Raw genomic sequence first — 17,144 nt, 5'->3', positions numbered from 1 at the left:
CCGCCGCTGTATGGGGGTACTGCGGAATGTCTGGCTGCCGGCACCGGCCGGTATGCCTGAAAGCTGCTTCGCGCAACTTGAATAAAAAGGGAATTTTGGGGCTGTGACTTCTTTCTTCGGCAAGCTGGGGCTGAAAAAGCGTCGGAACAAAAGACTGGTGTCTGCCATCGCTGTGGCTGCGGCCGGTGCGGTATTGGTTGCCTTCGCTGTGCTGTACCCGGGATTCAAGACCACGGAGGTGGACTTGAACGACGGCGGCGTGTGGGTGGTGAGCAAGACCAAGAACGCGGTCGGCCGGCTTAATTACCCCTCGCGGGTCCTCGACGGCGCGGTGACACCGGCGAGCACCACGTTCGACGTCCTCCAACACGAAGGCAACGTGTTCGTCGACGACGAATCGGGCTCCACCATCAACCAGGTCTCGGCGGCGAACCTGAAGCTTGGCGGCGACAAGCAGCTGCCGTCGTCGTCCCAGGTGAGCTACGGCTCGACGGTCCTGGCCGTCACCGATCCCGCCAAGGGCAAGGTCTGGGCACTTTCCCCGTCCACGGTAAACGGCTTCGATGAGGAGGGCACCGAACCGGTCCTGACGGGCTCCCAAGGCATCGTTTCGGCCGTGGGCCGGGACAACCGCATCTACACAGCGGACCCCGGCAAGGGCGAAATCACGGTCACCACAGTGGACGCCAACAGCGAGCGGACCGCCTCGGAGGTCACCAAGGTCGATGAGCTCAAGGGCGCAGGCAACCTGCAGATGGCCGTGGTGGGCGACAAGCCGGTTGTGCTCGACGCCGCCTCCGGAAACCTTTTCCTGCCCGGCGGGCGCCGTTTGCAATTGCAGGATGCCCGCGAAGCCAAGCTCCAGCAAAGCAGCGAAGACAGCGGATTCGTCGCCATCGCCACGCGCAAGGCCCTGCTGAAGCAGCCGCTGGACGGCTCCACTGCGGATGTGGTCAGTGCCGGCGGCGAAGGTGTTCCCGCTGCGCCCGTCCAGGTGAGCAAGTGCGTGCACGCGGCCTGGGCCGGAGCCAACAAGTATGTCCGCGACTGCGAAAACGACGCCGACGACAAGAAAAACGACGTCCCCAAGGCAAGTGCTTCGCCAAGCTATGTGTTCCGCGTGAACCGGGACCTGGTGGTCCTCAACGACGTCAACTCGGGCAGCGTATGGCTGGTCAACCAGAACATGCAGCTCGTGAACAACTGGGACGAGGTGGTCCCGCCCAAGAACCAGTCCGATGACCAGGACCAGGAGTCCGCGGACAACAACACCATCAACGTCCTTCCTGACCGGACCAAACCCAACCGGCCACCGGAGACCAAGCCGGATGAGTTCGGTGTCCGTCCCGGCCGTACCTCCATCCTGAGCGTCCTGGACAACGACTCGGACCCCGACGGCGATGTCCTGACGGCCGCAGTGGGTGCCAACGGACCCAAGTCCGGCGCCCTTGAAAGCATCTACGGCGGCTCCGCCTTCCAGATCAAGGTCCCTGCCGAGGCCAAGCCCGGCACGGAGGTCTTCGACTACAACGCCTCCGACGGGCGCGGGCTCTCTGCCGGCGGCAAGGTCACGCTCCACGTTGTTGGCCCGGACGACAACAAGCCTCCCTTCTTCAAGCGCGCCGAACCCACCACCATGCTGGTGGAGCAGGGGAAGTCGGTCAGCCAGAACATCCTGACCGACTGGATGGACCCCGACGGCGACGACCTCGTCCTGTTGGACGCCAAGGCGGACAACGAGCAGGACCAGGTCAAGGTGCGCCGCGACGGCTTGCTGACCTACCAGGATTCGGGCGCTGCGCCCGGCAAGAAGAATGTCACAATCACCGTATGGGACGGCCGCGCCACCACCACCGGCCGCGTGGTGGTCAACGTCCAGCCACCCGGTGCACTGGCTCCCGTGGTCAACGCGGACCACGTCACGGCCGTGGTGGGCCAGGACCTGGTTATCTCACCCCTGAAGAACGACGTGGACCCCAATGGTGGCGCCCTGCGCGTTGCGCACGTTGAAGCTGCCGGACAGGCAGAGTTGGGCGCCATTACCGACGGCGGTACCTTCACTTTCCGGAGCAACACGCCAGGTCCCGTCTACCTCACCTACATCGCCAGCAACGGTCCGCAGAGCAGCCAAGGCCTCATCCGCGTGGACGTGGAGTCCGGCAAGGATCCCGGTGCGCCCGTTGCGGTGCACGACGTGGCGCTCCTGCCCGTTGGCGGCAGCGTCCTGGTGGACCCGCTGGCCAACGACTCCGATCCCTCCGGAGGGGTGCTGGTCCTGCAATCCGTGACCGTCCCCGAGGGCTCTGCGGCTTCGGTCAGCGTCATCGACCATAGTGTCCTGCGGGTCACCGACGTCCTGGGCTCCAAGGACCCGTTCGTCTTCAGCTACACCATGTCCAACGGCCGGGCCTCGGCCACGGGCACGGTGGGCGTTGTCCCCGTGCCGGCCCCCGCCGTCGTGGAGGCTCCCCAGCCCAAACCCGACGAAGTCAACGTTCGCGTGAACGACGTCGTGACCGTTCCGGTCCTGGACAACGACACCCATCCGCAGGGCGAGGAGCTCAAGGTGGACCCGGTGCTGGCCCAGAACATCGCCGAAGAAGACGGCAAAGCGTTTGTTTCCGAGAACACCCTCCGCTTCATCGCCGGGCCCACACCCAAAACCGTCCGTGCCATCTACAACGCCGTGGATCCGCAGGGCCAAAAAAGCGCCGCAGCGGTGACCATCCACATTCTTCCGCTGGAGGGTTCGCAAAACTCCCGTCCGCAACCACGCAACCTGACCGCGCGTGTGGTGGCCGGGGGCACGGTCCGTATCCCCGTGCCGCTGGACGGCATCGATCCCGACGGCGACTCCGTCCAGCTCACTGGCATCGACAGCACCCCCACCATGGGAACCGCGACGGCGGGAAGCAACTTCATCGACTTCGTCGCCGCGGGCGATGGCGCCGGCACAGACTCTTTCCGCTACAAAGTCATTGATCGCCAAGGTGCGGTCAACACCGGAACGGTGACGGTCGGCGTCGCACCCCGCGGCGAAAACAACCAAAAGCCCACGCCGGTGGATGACGAAGTGAAGGTCCGGCCGGGGCGCCAGATTGCCGTGGACGCCACTGCCAACGACACCGACCCCGATGGTGACCTGATCCGGATACTGACGGACAGCATCGAGGCCGACCCGGGACTGGATGCCCACGTCAGCAAGACCAGCGGACGCATCCTCATTACCGCTCCTGCCGCCGAAGGCACGGTCAACGTCCGCTATTCGGTAGCCGACGACCGCGACGCCGTGGGGCAGGCGAGCATCCGGGTGATCGTCAAGAAGGACGTCCCCCTGCAGGCCCCGATTGCCCGCGATGACCGTGTGACCTCTGCACAGACGCTCGGCAAGACCGCCGTGGATGTTCCCGTGCTCAAGAACGACGAGGATCCCGACGGTGTGGGGGAGAACCTCAAGGTCAGCACCGATGTCCCCACAGCTCGTCCCGGGTCCGAAGGCAACGTGATTGTCGAACTCACCGAGCAACCGCAACTGGTGCCTTACACCGTGGAGGACGTGGATGGCCAGAAGTCAACTGCCATCATCTGGGTCCCGGGCATCGGCCAGCAGGTTCCGACGCTGGCCAAGGACGAAGTTGTGGAGCTGGTCTCCGGCCAGTCGGTCACCGTTGACCTGTCCGAGTGGGTGAAGGTCCGCGACGGCAAATCGCCGAGGCTCACCCAAGCCGACCGCATCAAGCTGATCGGTTCGGACGGAAGCGATCCGATCGCCAACAACGGAACCGCCGTCAAGTACACGGCAGGTGCGGAGTACGTGGGCCCTGGCTCCATCAGCTTCGAGGTCACCGACGGTTCCGGACCTGATGATCCCAACGGGCTGAAGGCTACGTTGAGCATCCGTACCAAGGTGCTTCCCGACCCGAACAAGAACAACCCACCGGAGCTCCTGGGCAGCGACGTTGACGTGCCCAAGGGAGACTCGGCGAGCCTTGACCTGCGCAAGCTCACCTCGGACCCGGATGGGGACGACGTGCAGAACATGAAGTATGAGGTGGTGGGATCGGCACCCGGCGGTTTCCGGGTCTCCGTGGACGGCAGTACGCTCAAGGCTTCGGCTGAGGATTCCGTCCGGATCGGCCAAGGCGGAACGGTCCAGGTGAAGGCCAAGGATCCCCGCGGCCTGGAAGCACTTGCCAGCTACAAGCTCTCCCTGAGCGCTTCCAACCGGCCCAAGCCGGTAGCCAACGACGACGTGGAGCCCGACGCGCAGGCCGGGAAGCCGGTGACGGTGAACGTGCTGGCCAACGACTCCAATCCGTTCCCCGATACGGCGTTGAAGATCGTGTCCGCCGTGACGGAAACAGGGCAGGGCTCCGCCAGCGCCGGGGGAGACAGCGTGACTGTGACGCCCGCGGCGGGTTTCACGGGGACCTTGGTGGTTGCCTATACGGTCGCCGACAAAACGGGCGAGCTGTCCCGTTACTCGACGGCGCGCATCCGGCTGACGGTCAAGGACAAGCCGGAGGCCCCCACCACGCCCCAGGCGCAGAGCGTAGGCGACCAGACGGCGCTGCTCACGTGGAATGCCCCGGCTGACCGGGGATCGCCCATCACTAAGTACACGGTTTACGGCGAAGGCGGATTCAAACAGGACTGCCCCGCGAACACCTGTACGCTCACCGGCCTGACGAACAACGTGAAGTACCACTTCGCAGTGACGGCCACCAATGCCATCAACGAGTCCGAACGGTCGCCGGTCTCCGCCGAAGTCCGTCCTGACGTCAAGCCGGACACTCCTGTTGCGCCCAGCCTCAAGTTTGGTGACAAGCAGTTGTCCGTGGCCTGGGTTCCACCGGCCAGCAAGGGTTCGCCCGTCAAGTCCTATGATCTGGAAATCTCGCCCGCACCGGCCGGCCAGAACCCCCAGATCCAGAACCTGACCGGTGCGAGCTACGTCTGGAAGGGCCTCACTAACGGGGTGGCCTACAAGGTGCGCGTCCTGGCAAGGAACGATGCCAAGGAGCCCTCGGAGTGGAGCCCGTACTCCGCGGCGGAAACCCCTGCCGGAGTTCCGGCCACGCCTTCCGCGCCGTCGGTATCAGGCGCCGGATCGGTGGGTACGCAGAGCCAGTTGAGGGTCAGTTGGGCGGCCCCCAACAACAACGGTGACCCCGTCTCGGCCTACACGTTGACCACCTACCGTGGCGGCGCCGTGGTCGGTTCGCAGTCGGTGGCCGCTACGTCGCAGAACGTGTCCGTGGCGAACTCCGAGGCGGACTACACCTTTACGGTTTCGGCCACCAACAAGGCAGGCGTCAGCGGCGTCAGCCAGCAATCGGCGCCGATCCGCGCGGCCGGCAAGCCCGGGACGGTTGGCAGCGGTTCGGTGACCGCGACCGGTTCCAGCGGCCAGCTGCGGGTCACGTTCACACCGCTGACCGCGGCGGAGCGGAACGGCTCGCAGGACAACGAGATCACCTACCGATGGCAAACAGCCTCCGGTTCCGGCCCGATCGGCCGTGGAGGCGGCGACATCGGCGGCCAGCCGAACGGCACCAACGTGGTGGTCAACATCATTGCGACGTCGGTGAAGAACAACCAGTCCGGCGACGCCAAGGCGATCGGAACGGGCAACCCGTACGGGCCGCCGAACGCGCCGAATGTCAGCGGCGGCAAGTCGGCCAAGGGCGACGGCCAGGTGCACTGGACGTGGAACAACCCCGCAACGAACGGGCGCCCGCTGGACCACTATGAGGTCTCGTTGGACGGCGGCGGCTGGACAAGCGTGGGCAAGGCCAACAGGTACGACGTGTCCGGCGGTGGCTGGGATAAGACACGGAGGCTGAACGTCAGGGCCGTTACCGTGGTCGCAGGCCCGGGCAGCGGCCAGGTCTCGGCCACGAGCGGTGACGATCCGACGCCGCCACCACCTCCGCCGTCGCCGACAACGGTCCAGGCGCACAACAACACGTGCCCCGGCAAGCCCGGACAGCCGGACACCTACAACCCGAGCGGTCCCTCCTGCGGCGTGGGCTGGGTCTCCCGCTCGGAGGGCAAGCTCAAGATCGACTGCACCAAGGCCATCTACGGCGGTTCCACCAAGTGGTACCGCGTGACCGAGGGCAGCCACCCGGGCTGGTTCGTCAAGGCCATCACCGTGGACCGCTACGGTTCAGAGCCCGGTGGCTGCTGATGCCCGCGAGTGAACAACTTCATCCCTACATCCCCACAACGAACAGGATCAACCGATGACCATGACAAACGAGCAGGCCCTGTGGTTTGCAGAAACATTCGAGAAGCTCGTTGCCAATGTGGGCCAGGCAGTCCTGGGCAAGGAACACGTTATCCGGCTGACGTTCACGGCGATGCTGGCTGAAGGGCACGTGCTCTTCGAGGACGCGCCGGGAACGGGCAAGACGTCGCTGGCCCGGGCCCTCGCCGCGACCGTTCAGGGTTCGCACAACCGCATCCAGTTCACTCCCGACCTCCTGCCCTCCGATGTCACCGGTGTGACCATCTATGACCAGAAGACCCAGAAGTTCGAGTTCCATAAGGGCCCCGTCTTCAGCAACATCGTGCTCGCGGACGAAATCAACCGCGCCTCCCCGAAAACCCAGTCCGCGTTGCTTGAGGTCATGGAAGAATCGCGGGTCACAGTGGACGGCACCACGTACGACGCCGGCCGTCCTTTCATGGTCCTGGCTACCCAGAACCCGATCGAGCAGGCCGGCACGTACCGGCTGCCCGAAGCCCAGCTGGACCGCTTCCTGATCAAGACGTCCATTGGCTACCCGGACCACGCCTCGACGGTCCGGCTGCTCGGCGGCAGCAACCTCAAGGACCGTTCAAGAGACCTGTCGGCGATCATCACCACCCAGGCCGTGGCTGACATGGCAGACCTTGCAGCCACCACCCACGTGGATACTGCAGTGCTTGAGTACATTTCGCGTTTGTGCGAGGAGACCCGGAATTCCGCCGAAACCCGGCTGGGTGTTTCCGTCCGTGGTGCGTTGGCCATGGTCCGCGCCGCGAAGGTGTGGGCCGCCGGCCAGGGTCGGAACTTTGTCCTGCCCGACGACGTCAAGGAACTGGCACCCGTTGTATGGACGCACCGACTGGTGATGGATCCCGAAGCCGAGTTCTCGGGTGCCACACCGGAAGTGGTCCTGACCCGGGTGCTGGCCGATGTGGCCGCCCCGCAGCAACGGGCCAGCGCCTAGCTTTCAGAAGCACCCGCAACTGCAAGATCCCCGCACCCCGGCACGAACAAAGGTCCGTACATGTCATCCAGCACACCCCTGAACAGGGCTGCTGATTCGCTCAAGCGCGCAAGCTCGGCGCTTGGCAGCAAGATCCGCTCCCTCGGGGGTTCCGGGAAGGCTTCCGGCAACCCCTCCGGCAGCCCTTCGGGCCGGCCGGGGAAATCCAGCCGCCAAGACGGAAAATCCGGCAAGCTCCATCCCGCCGCTGTGTGGGCCGAGGCCGCCGGGACGCTGGGGGAGTTGGTAGCCCCGGTGTGGTCCACGCTTCGAAGACTGTGGCTGCGTTCCGCCTGGCCGGTACTGTCGGTGGTCAGTGTGCTTGGCTGGGTGATTCTTGCCACGGCAATCGGGCTTTGGCTGGCGGGTCAGGCATGGGGATGGCAGGAAGCGAAGTCGGCGGCCATGGTGGCTTTCCTCCTGCTCATCCTGGCGATCGTGTTCATCGTTGGCCGCTCCGCTTATGGCGTGGTCCTGGACCTCGCCCGGACAAGGGTAGCGGTAGGGGACGACGCCGTAGGCAGCATCGCTGTGTCCAATGTTTCAGCCCGTCCCTTGCTGCCGGCCACTCTGGAATTGCCGGTGGGCTCGAACACCGCGATCTTCCATTTGCCGCGCCTGAAGCCTGCCCAGATCCACGAGGACCTCTTCACGATTCCTACGGCCCGCCGCGCCGTCATTGTGGTGGGTCCTGTCCGGTCCGTGAGGGCCGACCCGCTGCATCTTCTCCGCCGCCGCGTGCTGTGGACGGACCCCGTGGACCTCTATGTGCACCCTCGCACAGTTTCGCTGGGCGGTTCTGCCGCAGGTTTCATCAGGGACCTGGAAGGCATGCCCACCACGGAACTCTCCAGCGCGGACGTTTCCTTCCACGCCCTCCGTGACTACGTTCCGGGCGATGACCGCAGGCACATCCACTGGAAGACGACCGCCCGCACCAACAAGCTCATGGTCAGGCAGTTCGAGGAAACCCGCCGGGCCCACCTGGCCATTTCCCTTTCGATCAACACCGACGAGTACAACACCGAGGCCGCGTTTGAGATGGCCATCTCGGTGGCAGGCTCCATCGGCCGCCAGGCGATCAGCGAGCAAAGGGACCTTGATGTCCTGACGCAGAAGGGACCCCTGCGTTGTGAAACCGGCCGCAACCTGCTTGACGACATGACCAGGATCGTCGGGGCACCGATGCGGAAGACCGCCGTCGACCTCGCCCGTACGTTGGCGGACACCGTTCCCAACGCCTCGGTGGTGTTCTTCGTGGTGGGCAGCGAAGTCACAGCCACCCAGCTGCGTTCAGCAGCCGCTTCGGTACCGCCGGGCGTGCGCAGCCTGGCCGTCCGCGTCCAGCCGGGAGCAGCGCCGTCGCGGGCCAATATCGCGGACCTGACTGTCCTCACTGTCGGTGACCTCGACGATCTCGCCATTGTTCTTCGAAAGGCGGCAGCATGAGTACCGCGCCCAACCTGCGCAGCCGCGAGCGGCGGAACACCCGTTCATCCGGTCGGAGCGGCACCGCCGGCCGGGGCGCCCTTTTTTCCGATGGACGCCCCCTATGGCATTTCGCGATTGACTGCGCTGCGCTCGTGGCGCTCCTGTTCCTCGGCTTGCTGGGGTTCAGCCTGAGCTTCGGCGGCGATCCACGCTACCTCGTCGCCGGGCTGGGCGGCATTTTCCTGGGCCTTGGCATCGCGGTGCTGAACGCCTGGCTTCGCCTGGGGTTGCTGATCACCACAGCCCTGGCGTTTGGCGCGTACATGCTCTTCGGTTCCGCGCTGGCAGTGCCGGACACTGCGGTGCTTGGCTTCTTGCCGAGCCTGGATTCCCTGCGGACCCTGTTGCTTGGCGTGGTGTTCTCGTGGAAGGACATGCTGACGGTTGGCGTTCCTGTGGGCACGGCCAACGGAATGCTCATTGTGCCGTTCCTCAGTTCGCTGATCACGGCGCTGGCCGCCGGACTCCTGGCCTGGCGGCTCAGGAGCCCGTATTGGCCGCTGCTTCCCGTGCTGGTGCTTTTTGTGACCGGTATCGCGTTCAGCACCAGTGCCGGCTTCCTGAACGTGGAGCGCGGCGTCTCACTGACCATCATTTCAGTTGTTTGGGCCACCTTCCGCCGGGACGCCTTGCGCCAGTCAAGCACCAAGGCCGTTTCAGCCAACAGACCGGATCACGACGCCGGAGCGGCCCGACGCGGCAAGCTCCGCCGGCTGGGGACTGCTGCGGCCGTCATCGCTGCCGCAGTCGGCATCACCGCCGTAGCGTCGCCCCTGGTGACGGCAAGCGACGACCGCAGGGTGCTTCGCAACACGATCGTTCCGCCGTTCGACCCCCGTGACTACATCACGCCCTTGGCCAGTTTCCGGAACTTCGTGAAAGACCAGAAGGACAGCACGCTCTTTTCGGTCAAGGGCCTGCCGAAGGATGCCCGGGTACGCCTCGCCGCGTTGGACTCGTTCAACGGCTTGAACTACACGATGGACCCCAACAGCTCCGGAAACTTCAGCAAGGTCGGGGATGCCCGTTCCCTGAATACCCTGGCGGACAGCGGCAGCCCCGTGGCCAGCACCAACTACTCCCTTGACATCACCATTGAGGACTACCAGGGGTACTTCGTCCCCGGCGGCCGGCACGCCACCGGATTGAGCTTCCCGGGCGGATCAGAGGCCGCGTCCGGCCTGTACTTCAACGCCGGCACGGACACCGCGGTAACCACCAAGGGCCTGGCCAAGGGCGATGAATATACGGTCCAGGTCTCGGATCCTGGGAAGCTGGAGCACGGCCAGCTCACCCAGTACGACTTTGCCAAGATCACCTTGCCCGAGGCCCAGGAAGTCCCGCCGATCGTGACGTCCCAGGCCAACGAGCTCTCAGCCGATGCGCCTACCGCGATCGACCGTGTCCGCCAGATCGAAGCCCACTTCCAAAAGAGCGGCGCGTTCAGCAACGGCCTGGTGGCGGACGGCCAGCTGCCGAGCCTGCCAGGACACAGCGCCGCCCGCATACGCAACTTGCTCTCCGCCAAGCAGATGCTTGGCGACGACGAGCAGTACTCAGTGGCGATGTCCTTGATGCTTCGCAACCTGGGGATTCCCTCCCGGGTGGTCATGGGCTTCTACCCTGACCCCAAGAGCCCCGAGAACGGTGCCGGGGACATCAAGATCACGGGCAAGGACGTCCATGCCTGGGTCGAAGTGGCCTTCGACCGTGTTGGCTGGGTGGCTTTCGATCCCACCCCGCCTAAGGACAACGTCCCCATCCCCCCGGATCCTGAAAACAAGTCCAAACCCAAACCCCAGGTGCTGCAGCCTCCGCCCCCTCCGCAGGAGCCTGCGGACCTGCCCCCGGACTCCACCCCGGACGCGCTCGACGCCGATGAAAAGAAGAACAACCCGTGGTTGTTCTGGGGGCCCCTGCTGGCTGCGATCGGGGTCGCTTTGATTCCCATCGGAATCCTTGCCATACCGCTCCTGCTCATCCTGCTGTTGAAGGCACGACGCCGGAAGGCACGTTTCCGTGACGGCCACCCCGCCCAGCGTGTGGGCGGAGGTTGGAATGAGGTCCTGAGCCTGGCCACGGACATGGGTGCGTCGATCGACGGCAAATCGACGCGACGGGAGTCTGCGTCAGTGATCGCCGAGGCGTTCCCGGTCACCGGTACCACCACTACCCTGCTGGCCCACGGCGCCGATGCCGCCGTGTTCGGCGCGGGCCAGCCAAGCGAGGATGAAGTAGAGGAGTACTGGAAGATCGTTGACTCGTCCCTGGACGACATCACGCGAAGCGTTGGGTTCTGGAAGAGGCAGCAAGCGCGGTTCTCGCCCCGATCCCTGTTGTCCGATGGCCGGGCCGCCCTCCGGCAGCGGGAACAGCGCAGGTTGCTTCCGAAGGACCCCTCCGCAGATAGCACTGCGTCCAGGCTCGGGGCGTGGCTGAGGAAGGGAGGAACGCGTGGGTAGTGACGCTGAACTCTGCGCCGCTTGCCGCCATACCGTTCGCCCCGGGGCTGCTTTCTGCACTTTCTGCGGCTCTCCGCTGAACAACCGTGGCGCACGCCGGGACAGGAACGTAAACCACGCCCGGGTGGAAGCACAGAACCAGCCTGACCGGCTTGGCGTGCCCGCTCCCGGTAGTATCTCGGTAGTGTCCGCGTCGCCAAACGAAGGGTGGCAGGGCGCAGCCCAGCCTGGAAATGTGGCTGGCAGGGAGTCGTATCCAGGGGGAGGGACCACTTTGACCACCAAGCTTGAGCCCGTAGCGGCATCGGCCGGAAAGCGGCTCGGTGCGGCGGTCCTGGACTGGCTGGCTCCCGTCGCCGTCCTGGTGACAACCTTCGCCATCGGCATTGCCGGCATCACGCAAACCCGCAGGAACGGCTTCATCGTCTATGACACCGGCTTGCTGGTTCTGCTTGGAAGCATTGGCCTTGCTTTTACGGTCCTTTACATGTTTGTGCTCCTGGCACTTGAAGCCCGGTCCGGAAACACCATCGGCAACCAGTTGATGGGCCTTCGCACTGCCGACTCCGACGGTTATGCCCCCGGTGCCGGCGTGGTCTTCGTAAGGGGCATCATCACCGGTGGAGTGCTGCTCCTCGGCGTGATCGCGGGCGGTGTACTGCTTGGCTTGGGGCAGGCTGGGCTTGTCCTTTTTGTGGCACTTCCGCTCATGGTGCTGGGGGTTGTCTGGGCCGTCGTCGTGGTTGTTTCCAACGCCTGGGACAAAGACGGCAAACTCAGGGGCTGGCAGGACAAGGCTGCCAAGGCCTTGGTCTTCGACGTCCATGCAGGGCGCAACCCCGTGGCCACGGGCGGCATACAGGGACCGTACAGCTTTGCGCCGGTGGATCTTCCGCCGGTACAGCCCGTCGCTTCCCCTGTTCCCGGCCGGGGTCCGGCGAACGGTCCCGTGGCGGGGACTGCCGCGCCGCAACCGGCCGTTGCTGTTCAGCCGGCAAACCAGCCCTCGCACGACCCCAACCAGTGGCGTCCCCCAACGGCGCCGCGCCCCGGCAACCCGGCGCCCGCCGTCGTCGTTCCTCCGGCTGCCCAGGGCCACCCCGACGACGACGTCGACCGCACCCAACTGCGGCCCGGTGCCGAACGCACCCAGGCCGTCCTCCGGCTCCGCGTGGATGACGGCCAGGATGTGCAGCTCGAGGGCAGTGCCCTGCTGGGCCGCAACCCGGCGCCCCAGCCCGGCGAGGCTACCCAGCAGCTCCTGCCGGTCTCCGACCCGGGCCGGTCCATCTCCAAGACCCACCTGCACCTGCGCGTTGACGGCGACGGTGTGTGGGTCACGGACCGCAACTCCACCAATGGCAGCGCCGTCACCACTCCGGACGGTGTCCGGACCCGGCTGCAGCCGGGCGTTGCCGTTTTAGTCCGCCCCGGCTCCACCGTTCACTTCGGAGACCGTTCCTTCCACCTAGGACAAGCATGAACTCACAGCCGGCAACCCCCGATGCCGACGCCGATGCCCTTGCCGCCGCCAGCGGGTCCAGCTTCCAACTGAGCTATGGCTACGGAACGGACCGTGGCTTGCGCCGCGAATTGAATGAAGATTCCTTCATAGCCGCCGATCCCGTGTTCGCGGTGGCCGACGGCATGGGCGGCCATGAAGCGGGGGAGATCGCCAGCGGGATATGCGTCCGGACACTCGGCGCTGCCCCGGAGCTTGCCACGGGCACACGGACTGCCTCTGCAGGTGAGCTGCAGGGATGCCTGCTCAAGGCCGATGCGGCGATCCGTGATGCCACCGGCGGCCGGGCTGGAACCACGCTTTCCGGGGTCGTAGTGGTGGAGCAGATGGGCCTGCCGTACTGGCTGGTCATGAACATCGGCGACTCCCGGACATACTTGCTCAGCCAGGGCCGGTTCTCGCAGGTCAGTGTTGACCACTCCGAGGTCCAGGAGCTGGTGGATTCGGGCGATATCACACCCGAACAGGCCACGATCCATCCCCGCAGGCACGTGGTGACGCGGGCCCTGGGCACGGGCGATGAAACCGAGGCCGACTTTTGGTTGCTGCCCATCCAGGAGGGCGATCGCTTGATGGTCTGCTCGGACGGACTGAACGGCGAACTCGGCGACGACCATCTGTTCCGCGTCCTCAGCACCGTGGCCCACCCGCAGGACGCCGTGGATGCCCTGATCCAGGCCGCACTCCGCAGTGGCGGACGCGACAACGTGACCGTCATCGTAGTGGACGCCAAGAACGTCCTGAACGACGCCGGGATTGCCACCACAGCGCCGCGGCCGGAGAGCGGAACAGAGGTGGAGGAAGACACCCTTCCCCGCGCACGGGTGAACGGCACGGAGGGGGAAGAGGAGCCAGATGGCAAGCAGTAGCAGCGTTCACGACGCCCGTTACCAGCCTGGCTCCTGGTTCGGAATTATCCGCCAAGGCACTGTGGTGCTTCTCGGCCCCGACACCCCGCCCCAGCTGGTTTCGTCCTTGTGGGACCTCCTGGCTTCCGGTCCCGAGGCCCACGAGGTCCTCAACCATGTCACCGAGGCGTTCGGGGTCTCACTTAGCCGCATCCCGCCGTTCGGGATCATCGACGCCAGGGACCAGTTGCGCGTCTTCCTCCGTGGCGACCTTGAACTGACGGTGCGCTCAGCCGATGCCCGCGAGGTCCTTTCCGGCCGGGACGTGACCACCTGGACGGAGCGTCGGATCACGTCCGCGGACGCCTACAGCCTGCGGGTCGCGGCCGCATCCCCGGCTGGCGGCTTGCCATGGATGCCGGTCAAGGATGGGGCAGTATTGCTCGCCGGCCTGGACGTGAACCTCGCGCCCGGGCCGGGACAAGACCTTTCCGCTGCCCCGGTTTCCGACGAGACTGTGCTCGGTTACCCCGACGCTGATCTTGGCCTGACTATCGCCCCGCACGCCCACCCGGCCCAGGAAGAGCCGGAAGCTGATCCTGCGGCGACCGAGGGGGTCCATGCCGCAGATGTCGCAACTGGCCCTTCCGGGGACGGGGAACCGCCCGCAATCGGACAGGAAACCCCTATGGACGGTGACGTCCTGCCCGCTGCGAGCTTGGAAGCGCACGCGGACCGCGAGGAACCGCACACGGACAGCGAGGACCTGGCGCTGGTTGTGGACGAGACCGAGGTGCCCGTCCACACCAGCACCACCGATCCCAATGTCCCCACCCTGGAAAACACCACCAACTATGACCACTTGTGGGACAAGACGGTGATGCGGAACATCGAGGACGCGGCAGTCCGGATTGACGGCGACTCCGAAGACGACGATGTGCCTGCTGCCGGCCCAGTAGCGATCCCCGTGGATGCGCTCTACCCGGCAGAAGGAGCGGAAGCACCCCGCGACGAAGGTGACGGAGGCGCCCAAGGAGCGTCCGTCGTCGTACCCGGGCATGGCGGCACCACACCGGAAGCGGCGGCTCCGATCGGTGTCCCCGCGCTCATTGAGTCTGTTCCGTGGCTGCGCAGCACCCCCGGGGCCGAGACCCGGCAGCCCTCCGTCGCGCCACCGCCCCAATCCTCGGCGAAGCTGAACCAGCCTTCACCCGTGCCCTCATCGGCTCCCCAGGATCCGGATCACGACGGCCAGACCATCATGAAGAGCAGCGTGGCCGAGTCAGTCCCGGCACCCTCGGCTGCGTCCCCGGGCAGCAGGCCGCAGCCCGGCAACGGCCCCACTGTTTTGGCACGCGTGTGCTCCCAAAGCCATGCCAATCCGCCCACCTACTCCCAATGCGCCGTCTGCGGTCAGTCGCTGACAGGCGACGCCGAGCAGGTAGCGCGGCCCCGCTTGGGCCGGATGCGCTTGTCCACCGGGGAACTCATCGACCTGGACCAGTCCTTGATCATTGGCCGTCAGCCCTCCGTCTCCCGGGTCCAAGGCGGCACCATGCCCCGGCTTGTGCAGGTGGAGAGCCCAGGGGGAGATATCTCCCGATCCCACGTCGAGGTACGCCTGGAGGGTTGGCACGTCATGCTGTGCGACCTCAAGGCCACTAACGGCACAGTCCTTATCCGGGAGGGCCAGGCTCCGCGCCGGCTCGCCCAAAACGAAATGGCCATCCTCCTCGACGGCGACATCGCCGAGTTGGGTGATGACATTTCCTTGCGTTTCGAGGAGATTCTTTGAGTTCCAAGCGGCCCCCGGCACCGCCGCCGCCCATCCCCGGTTTCAAGTACATCAGCCTGCTCGGCTCGGGCGGGTTCTCCGATGTCTTCCTGTACGAGCAGGACAGGCCGCGCCGGAAAGTGGCGGTCAAGGTGCTGCTATCGGACCTGAAGACCGAAGGGGCCCGTCGCCGCTTCGAGTCCGAGGCGAACCTGATGGCGCAGCTGTCATCGCATCCGTACATCGTGACGATCTTCGAAGCCGAAACCACGGAAAACGGGCATTCGTACCTCGCCATGGAGTACTGCTCCCGGCCGAGCCTGGACGTCCGCTACCGGCGCCAGCGCTTCAGCGTTGACGAGGTACTCGCCGTCGGTATCCAGGTGGCTTCCGCCGTCGAGACCGCGCACCGGGCCGGGATCGTGCACCGCGACATCAAGCCCGCCAACATTCTGGTCACCGACTACAACCGGCCCGCCCTGACGGACTTCGGCATTTCCGGCACCATTGGTGCAGACAACGACGACGACGCCGGCATGTCCATTCCGTGGTCGCCGCCGGAACAGTTCCGAGGCGGGGCAGTGGACGGCGTTCCGGTGGATATCTGGGCCCTCGGCGCGACGTTGTACACCCTGCTCGCGGGGCGTTCTCCGTTCGTCCTGCCGGGCCAGGACAACTCCCAACGGGAACTGATCTCGCGCATCACCAACTCACCGCTCCCCAGGCTTGGGCGTGCGGATGTTCCCGAATCACTGGAACTGGTCTTGGCCACCGCAATGGCCAAGTCCCCGGGGTCGCGGTACTCCTCCGCACATGCCTTCGCACTGGCACTGCAGCGGATCCAGGCGGAACTGAACCTTTCCGTAACGCCGTTTGAGGTGCTGGCCGACCCCGGGCATGGCGACGAGCAGCACCCGGACGACAATGTGGAGGAAACACGGGTCCGCAGCATCGCCTCCATTGACCCGGACGCCTCCGGAACCGCTACCACCGGTTCAGCGCCGACGTTCCCGGCCCGGACCTACCCGTCCACGCTGCCTGGCAACGGCCCGCGGACCACGCCCCCGGAGACGGCACAGCCGCAGTCCGCCCAAGTTCCGCCGCCTCTCCATACTTACGAGCCTCAGCACCAGATGCAGGCTCCGCAGGTTTCTACCGGTCCGGCAGCCGGGCCGGATACAGCGGAATCCACGGTCCTCCGCGGCTGGCAACCATCAGGGCGGGCGTCCGAGGAGCAAGACGTCACCGTCAGCCGCTCCGCCTCACCAGCGGAAACGACGGCCGGGCAACAGGCAACGGAAACGGACCATAGCAAGCGCAATCTGTGGCTTGCCGTGGCAGGTGCGGCGGTATTGGTGGTGGCCATTGTGGTGGGCGTGGTCCTTGGCGGGCAGGCGCAACCAAAGGTCGCACCGACGGAAACGGCAAGCAAGCCTCCTGCCGATGCGATCGGCGATGGGGGAGTGCCCGACCCGAACATCACCTATGAGGTCCAGCCAGGAGGTACATCATCGACCCCCTTGGTGGTTTTCCGGTGGGATAGCCCGGACTACAAAGTGACGGACACGTTCAAATGGCGCCTCAAGACTGCAAAGTCCGAGGGAACCTACGAATCGACGTCCGACCTCTACACCATCATCACGGGCCACAGCGAGCGGCCGCTCTGCGTGCAGGTCATCATGGTCCGCGCGGACGGCTCGGCGTCGCCCGGTGGCCCGGACTCCATCGCCTGCCTGGAGAAATAGCAGGCTCATGAAAGAAACACGTTGTCCAGCAAGGAGGCACAGA

Annotated in this window: 8 protein-coding genes; all 8 read left to right on the top strand. The window is 65.6% G+C overall.

Annotated features, from left to right (window positions below):
- The first annotated feature begins 103 nt into the window (after positions 1–103).
- Genes ACIPY2_RS16265 through ACIPY2_RS16230 form a run of 8 tightly spaced genes read left to right on the top strand, consistent with a single transcriptional unit; the run spans position 104 to position 17,101 of the window.
- Positions 104–6,193: an Ig-like domain-containing protein gene (locus ACIPY2_RS16265; RefSeq protein ID WP_400267419.1), complete on the top strand. Its 6,090-nt coding sequence runs from the start codon at positions 104–106 to the stop codon at positions 6,191–6,193.
- Positions 6,194–6,248: 55 nt separating this feature from the next.
- Complete coding sequence (locus tag ACIPY2_RS16260; RefSeq protein ID WP_400267418.1) at positions 6,249–7,220, top strand: AAA family ATPase; 972 nt, start codon at positions 6,249–6,251, stop codon at positions 7,218–7,220.
- 60 nt (positions 7,221–7,280) lie between these two features.
- A complete protein-coding gene (locus ACIPY2_RS16255; RefSeq protein WP_400267417.1) occupies positions 7,281–8,708 on the top strand; it encodes a DUF58 domain-containing protein in 1,428 nt (475 codons plus the stop codon).
- Positions 8,705–11,212, top strand: coding sequence for a transglutaminaseTgpA domain-containing protein (locus ACIPY2_RS16250; protein WP_400267416.1), 2,508 nt, complete (start codon positions 8,705–8,707; stop codon positions 11,210–11,212). Before ACIPY2_RS16255 ends, ACIPY2_RS16250 begins: the two co-directional genes overlap by 4 nt.
- Positions 11,205–12,695, top strand: a complete 1,491-nt coding sequence (locus ACIPY2_RS16245; RefSeq protein WP_400267415.1) for an RDD family protein — start codon at positions 11,205–11,207, stop codon at positions 12,693–12,695. Before ACIPY2_RS16250 ends, ACIPY2_RS16245 begins: the two co-directional genes overlap by 8 nt.
- On the top strand, positions 12,692–13,603 hold the full coding sequence (locus tag ACIPY2_RS16240; RefSeq protein WP_400267414.1) for a PP2C family protein-serine/threonine phosphatase: 912 nt from the start codon (positions 12,692–12,694) through the stop codon (positions 13,601–13,603). Before ACIPY2_RS16245 ends, ACIPY2_RS16240 begins: the two co-directional genes overlap by 4 nt.
- Positions 13,590–15,377: a hypothetical protein gene (locus ACIPY2_RS16235; RefSeq protein WP_400267413.1), complete on the top strand. Its 1,788-nt coding sequence runs from the start codon at positions 13,590–13,592 to the stop codon at positions 15,375–15,377. The genes ACIPY2_RS16240 and ACIPY2_RS16235 overlap by 14 nt, the downstream gene beginning before the upstream one ends.
- Positions 15,374–17,101, top strand: coding sequence for a serine/threonine protein kinase (locus ACIPY2_RS16230; protein ID WP_400267412.1), 1,728 nt, complete (start codon positions 15,374–15,376; stop codon positions 17,099–17,101). The genes ACIPY2_RS16235 and ACIPY2_RS16230 overlap by 4 nt, the downstream gene beginning before the upstream one ends.
- The last annotated feature ends 43 nt before the right edge of the window (positions 17,102–17,144 follow it).

Source organism: Paenarthrobacter sp. NPDC089675, assembly GCF_044749185.1.
Taxonomy (GTDB): domain Bacteria; phylum Actinomycetota; class Actinomycetes; order Actinomycetales; family Micrococcaceae; genus Arthrobacter.
This window is presented reverse-complemented; position numbering and strand designations above follow the sequence as displayed.

Excerpts from the sequence above, each read along its gene's own strand:
- ACIPY2_RS16260 (WP_400267418.1), top strand. The coding sequence starts at position 6,249 with ATGACCATGACAAACGAGCAGGCCCTGTGGTTTGCAGAAACATTCGAG.
- ACIPY2_RS16250 (WP_400267416.1), top strand. The coding sequence starts at position 8,705 with ATGAGTACCGCGCCCAACCTGCGCAGCCGCGAGCGGCGGAACACCCGT.
- ACIPY2_RS16235 (WP_400267413.1), top strand. The coding sequence starts at position 13,590 with ATGGCAAGCAGTAGCAGCGTTCACGACGCCCGTTACCAGCCTGGCTCC.
- ACIPY2_RS16240 (WP_400267414.1), top strand. The coding sequence starts at position 12,692 with ATGAACTCACAGCCGGCAACCCCCGATGCCGACGCCGATGCCCTTGCC.
- ACIPY2_RS16255 (WP_400267417.1), top strand. The coding sequence starts at position 7,281 with ATGTCATCCAGCACACCCCTGAACAGGGCTGCTGATTCGCTCAAGCGC.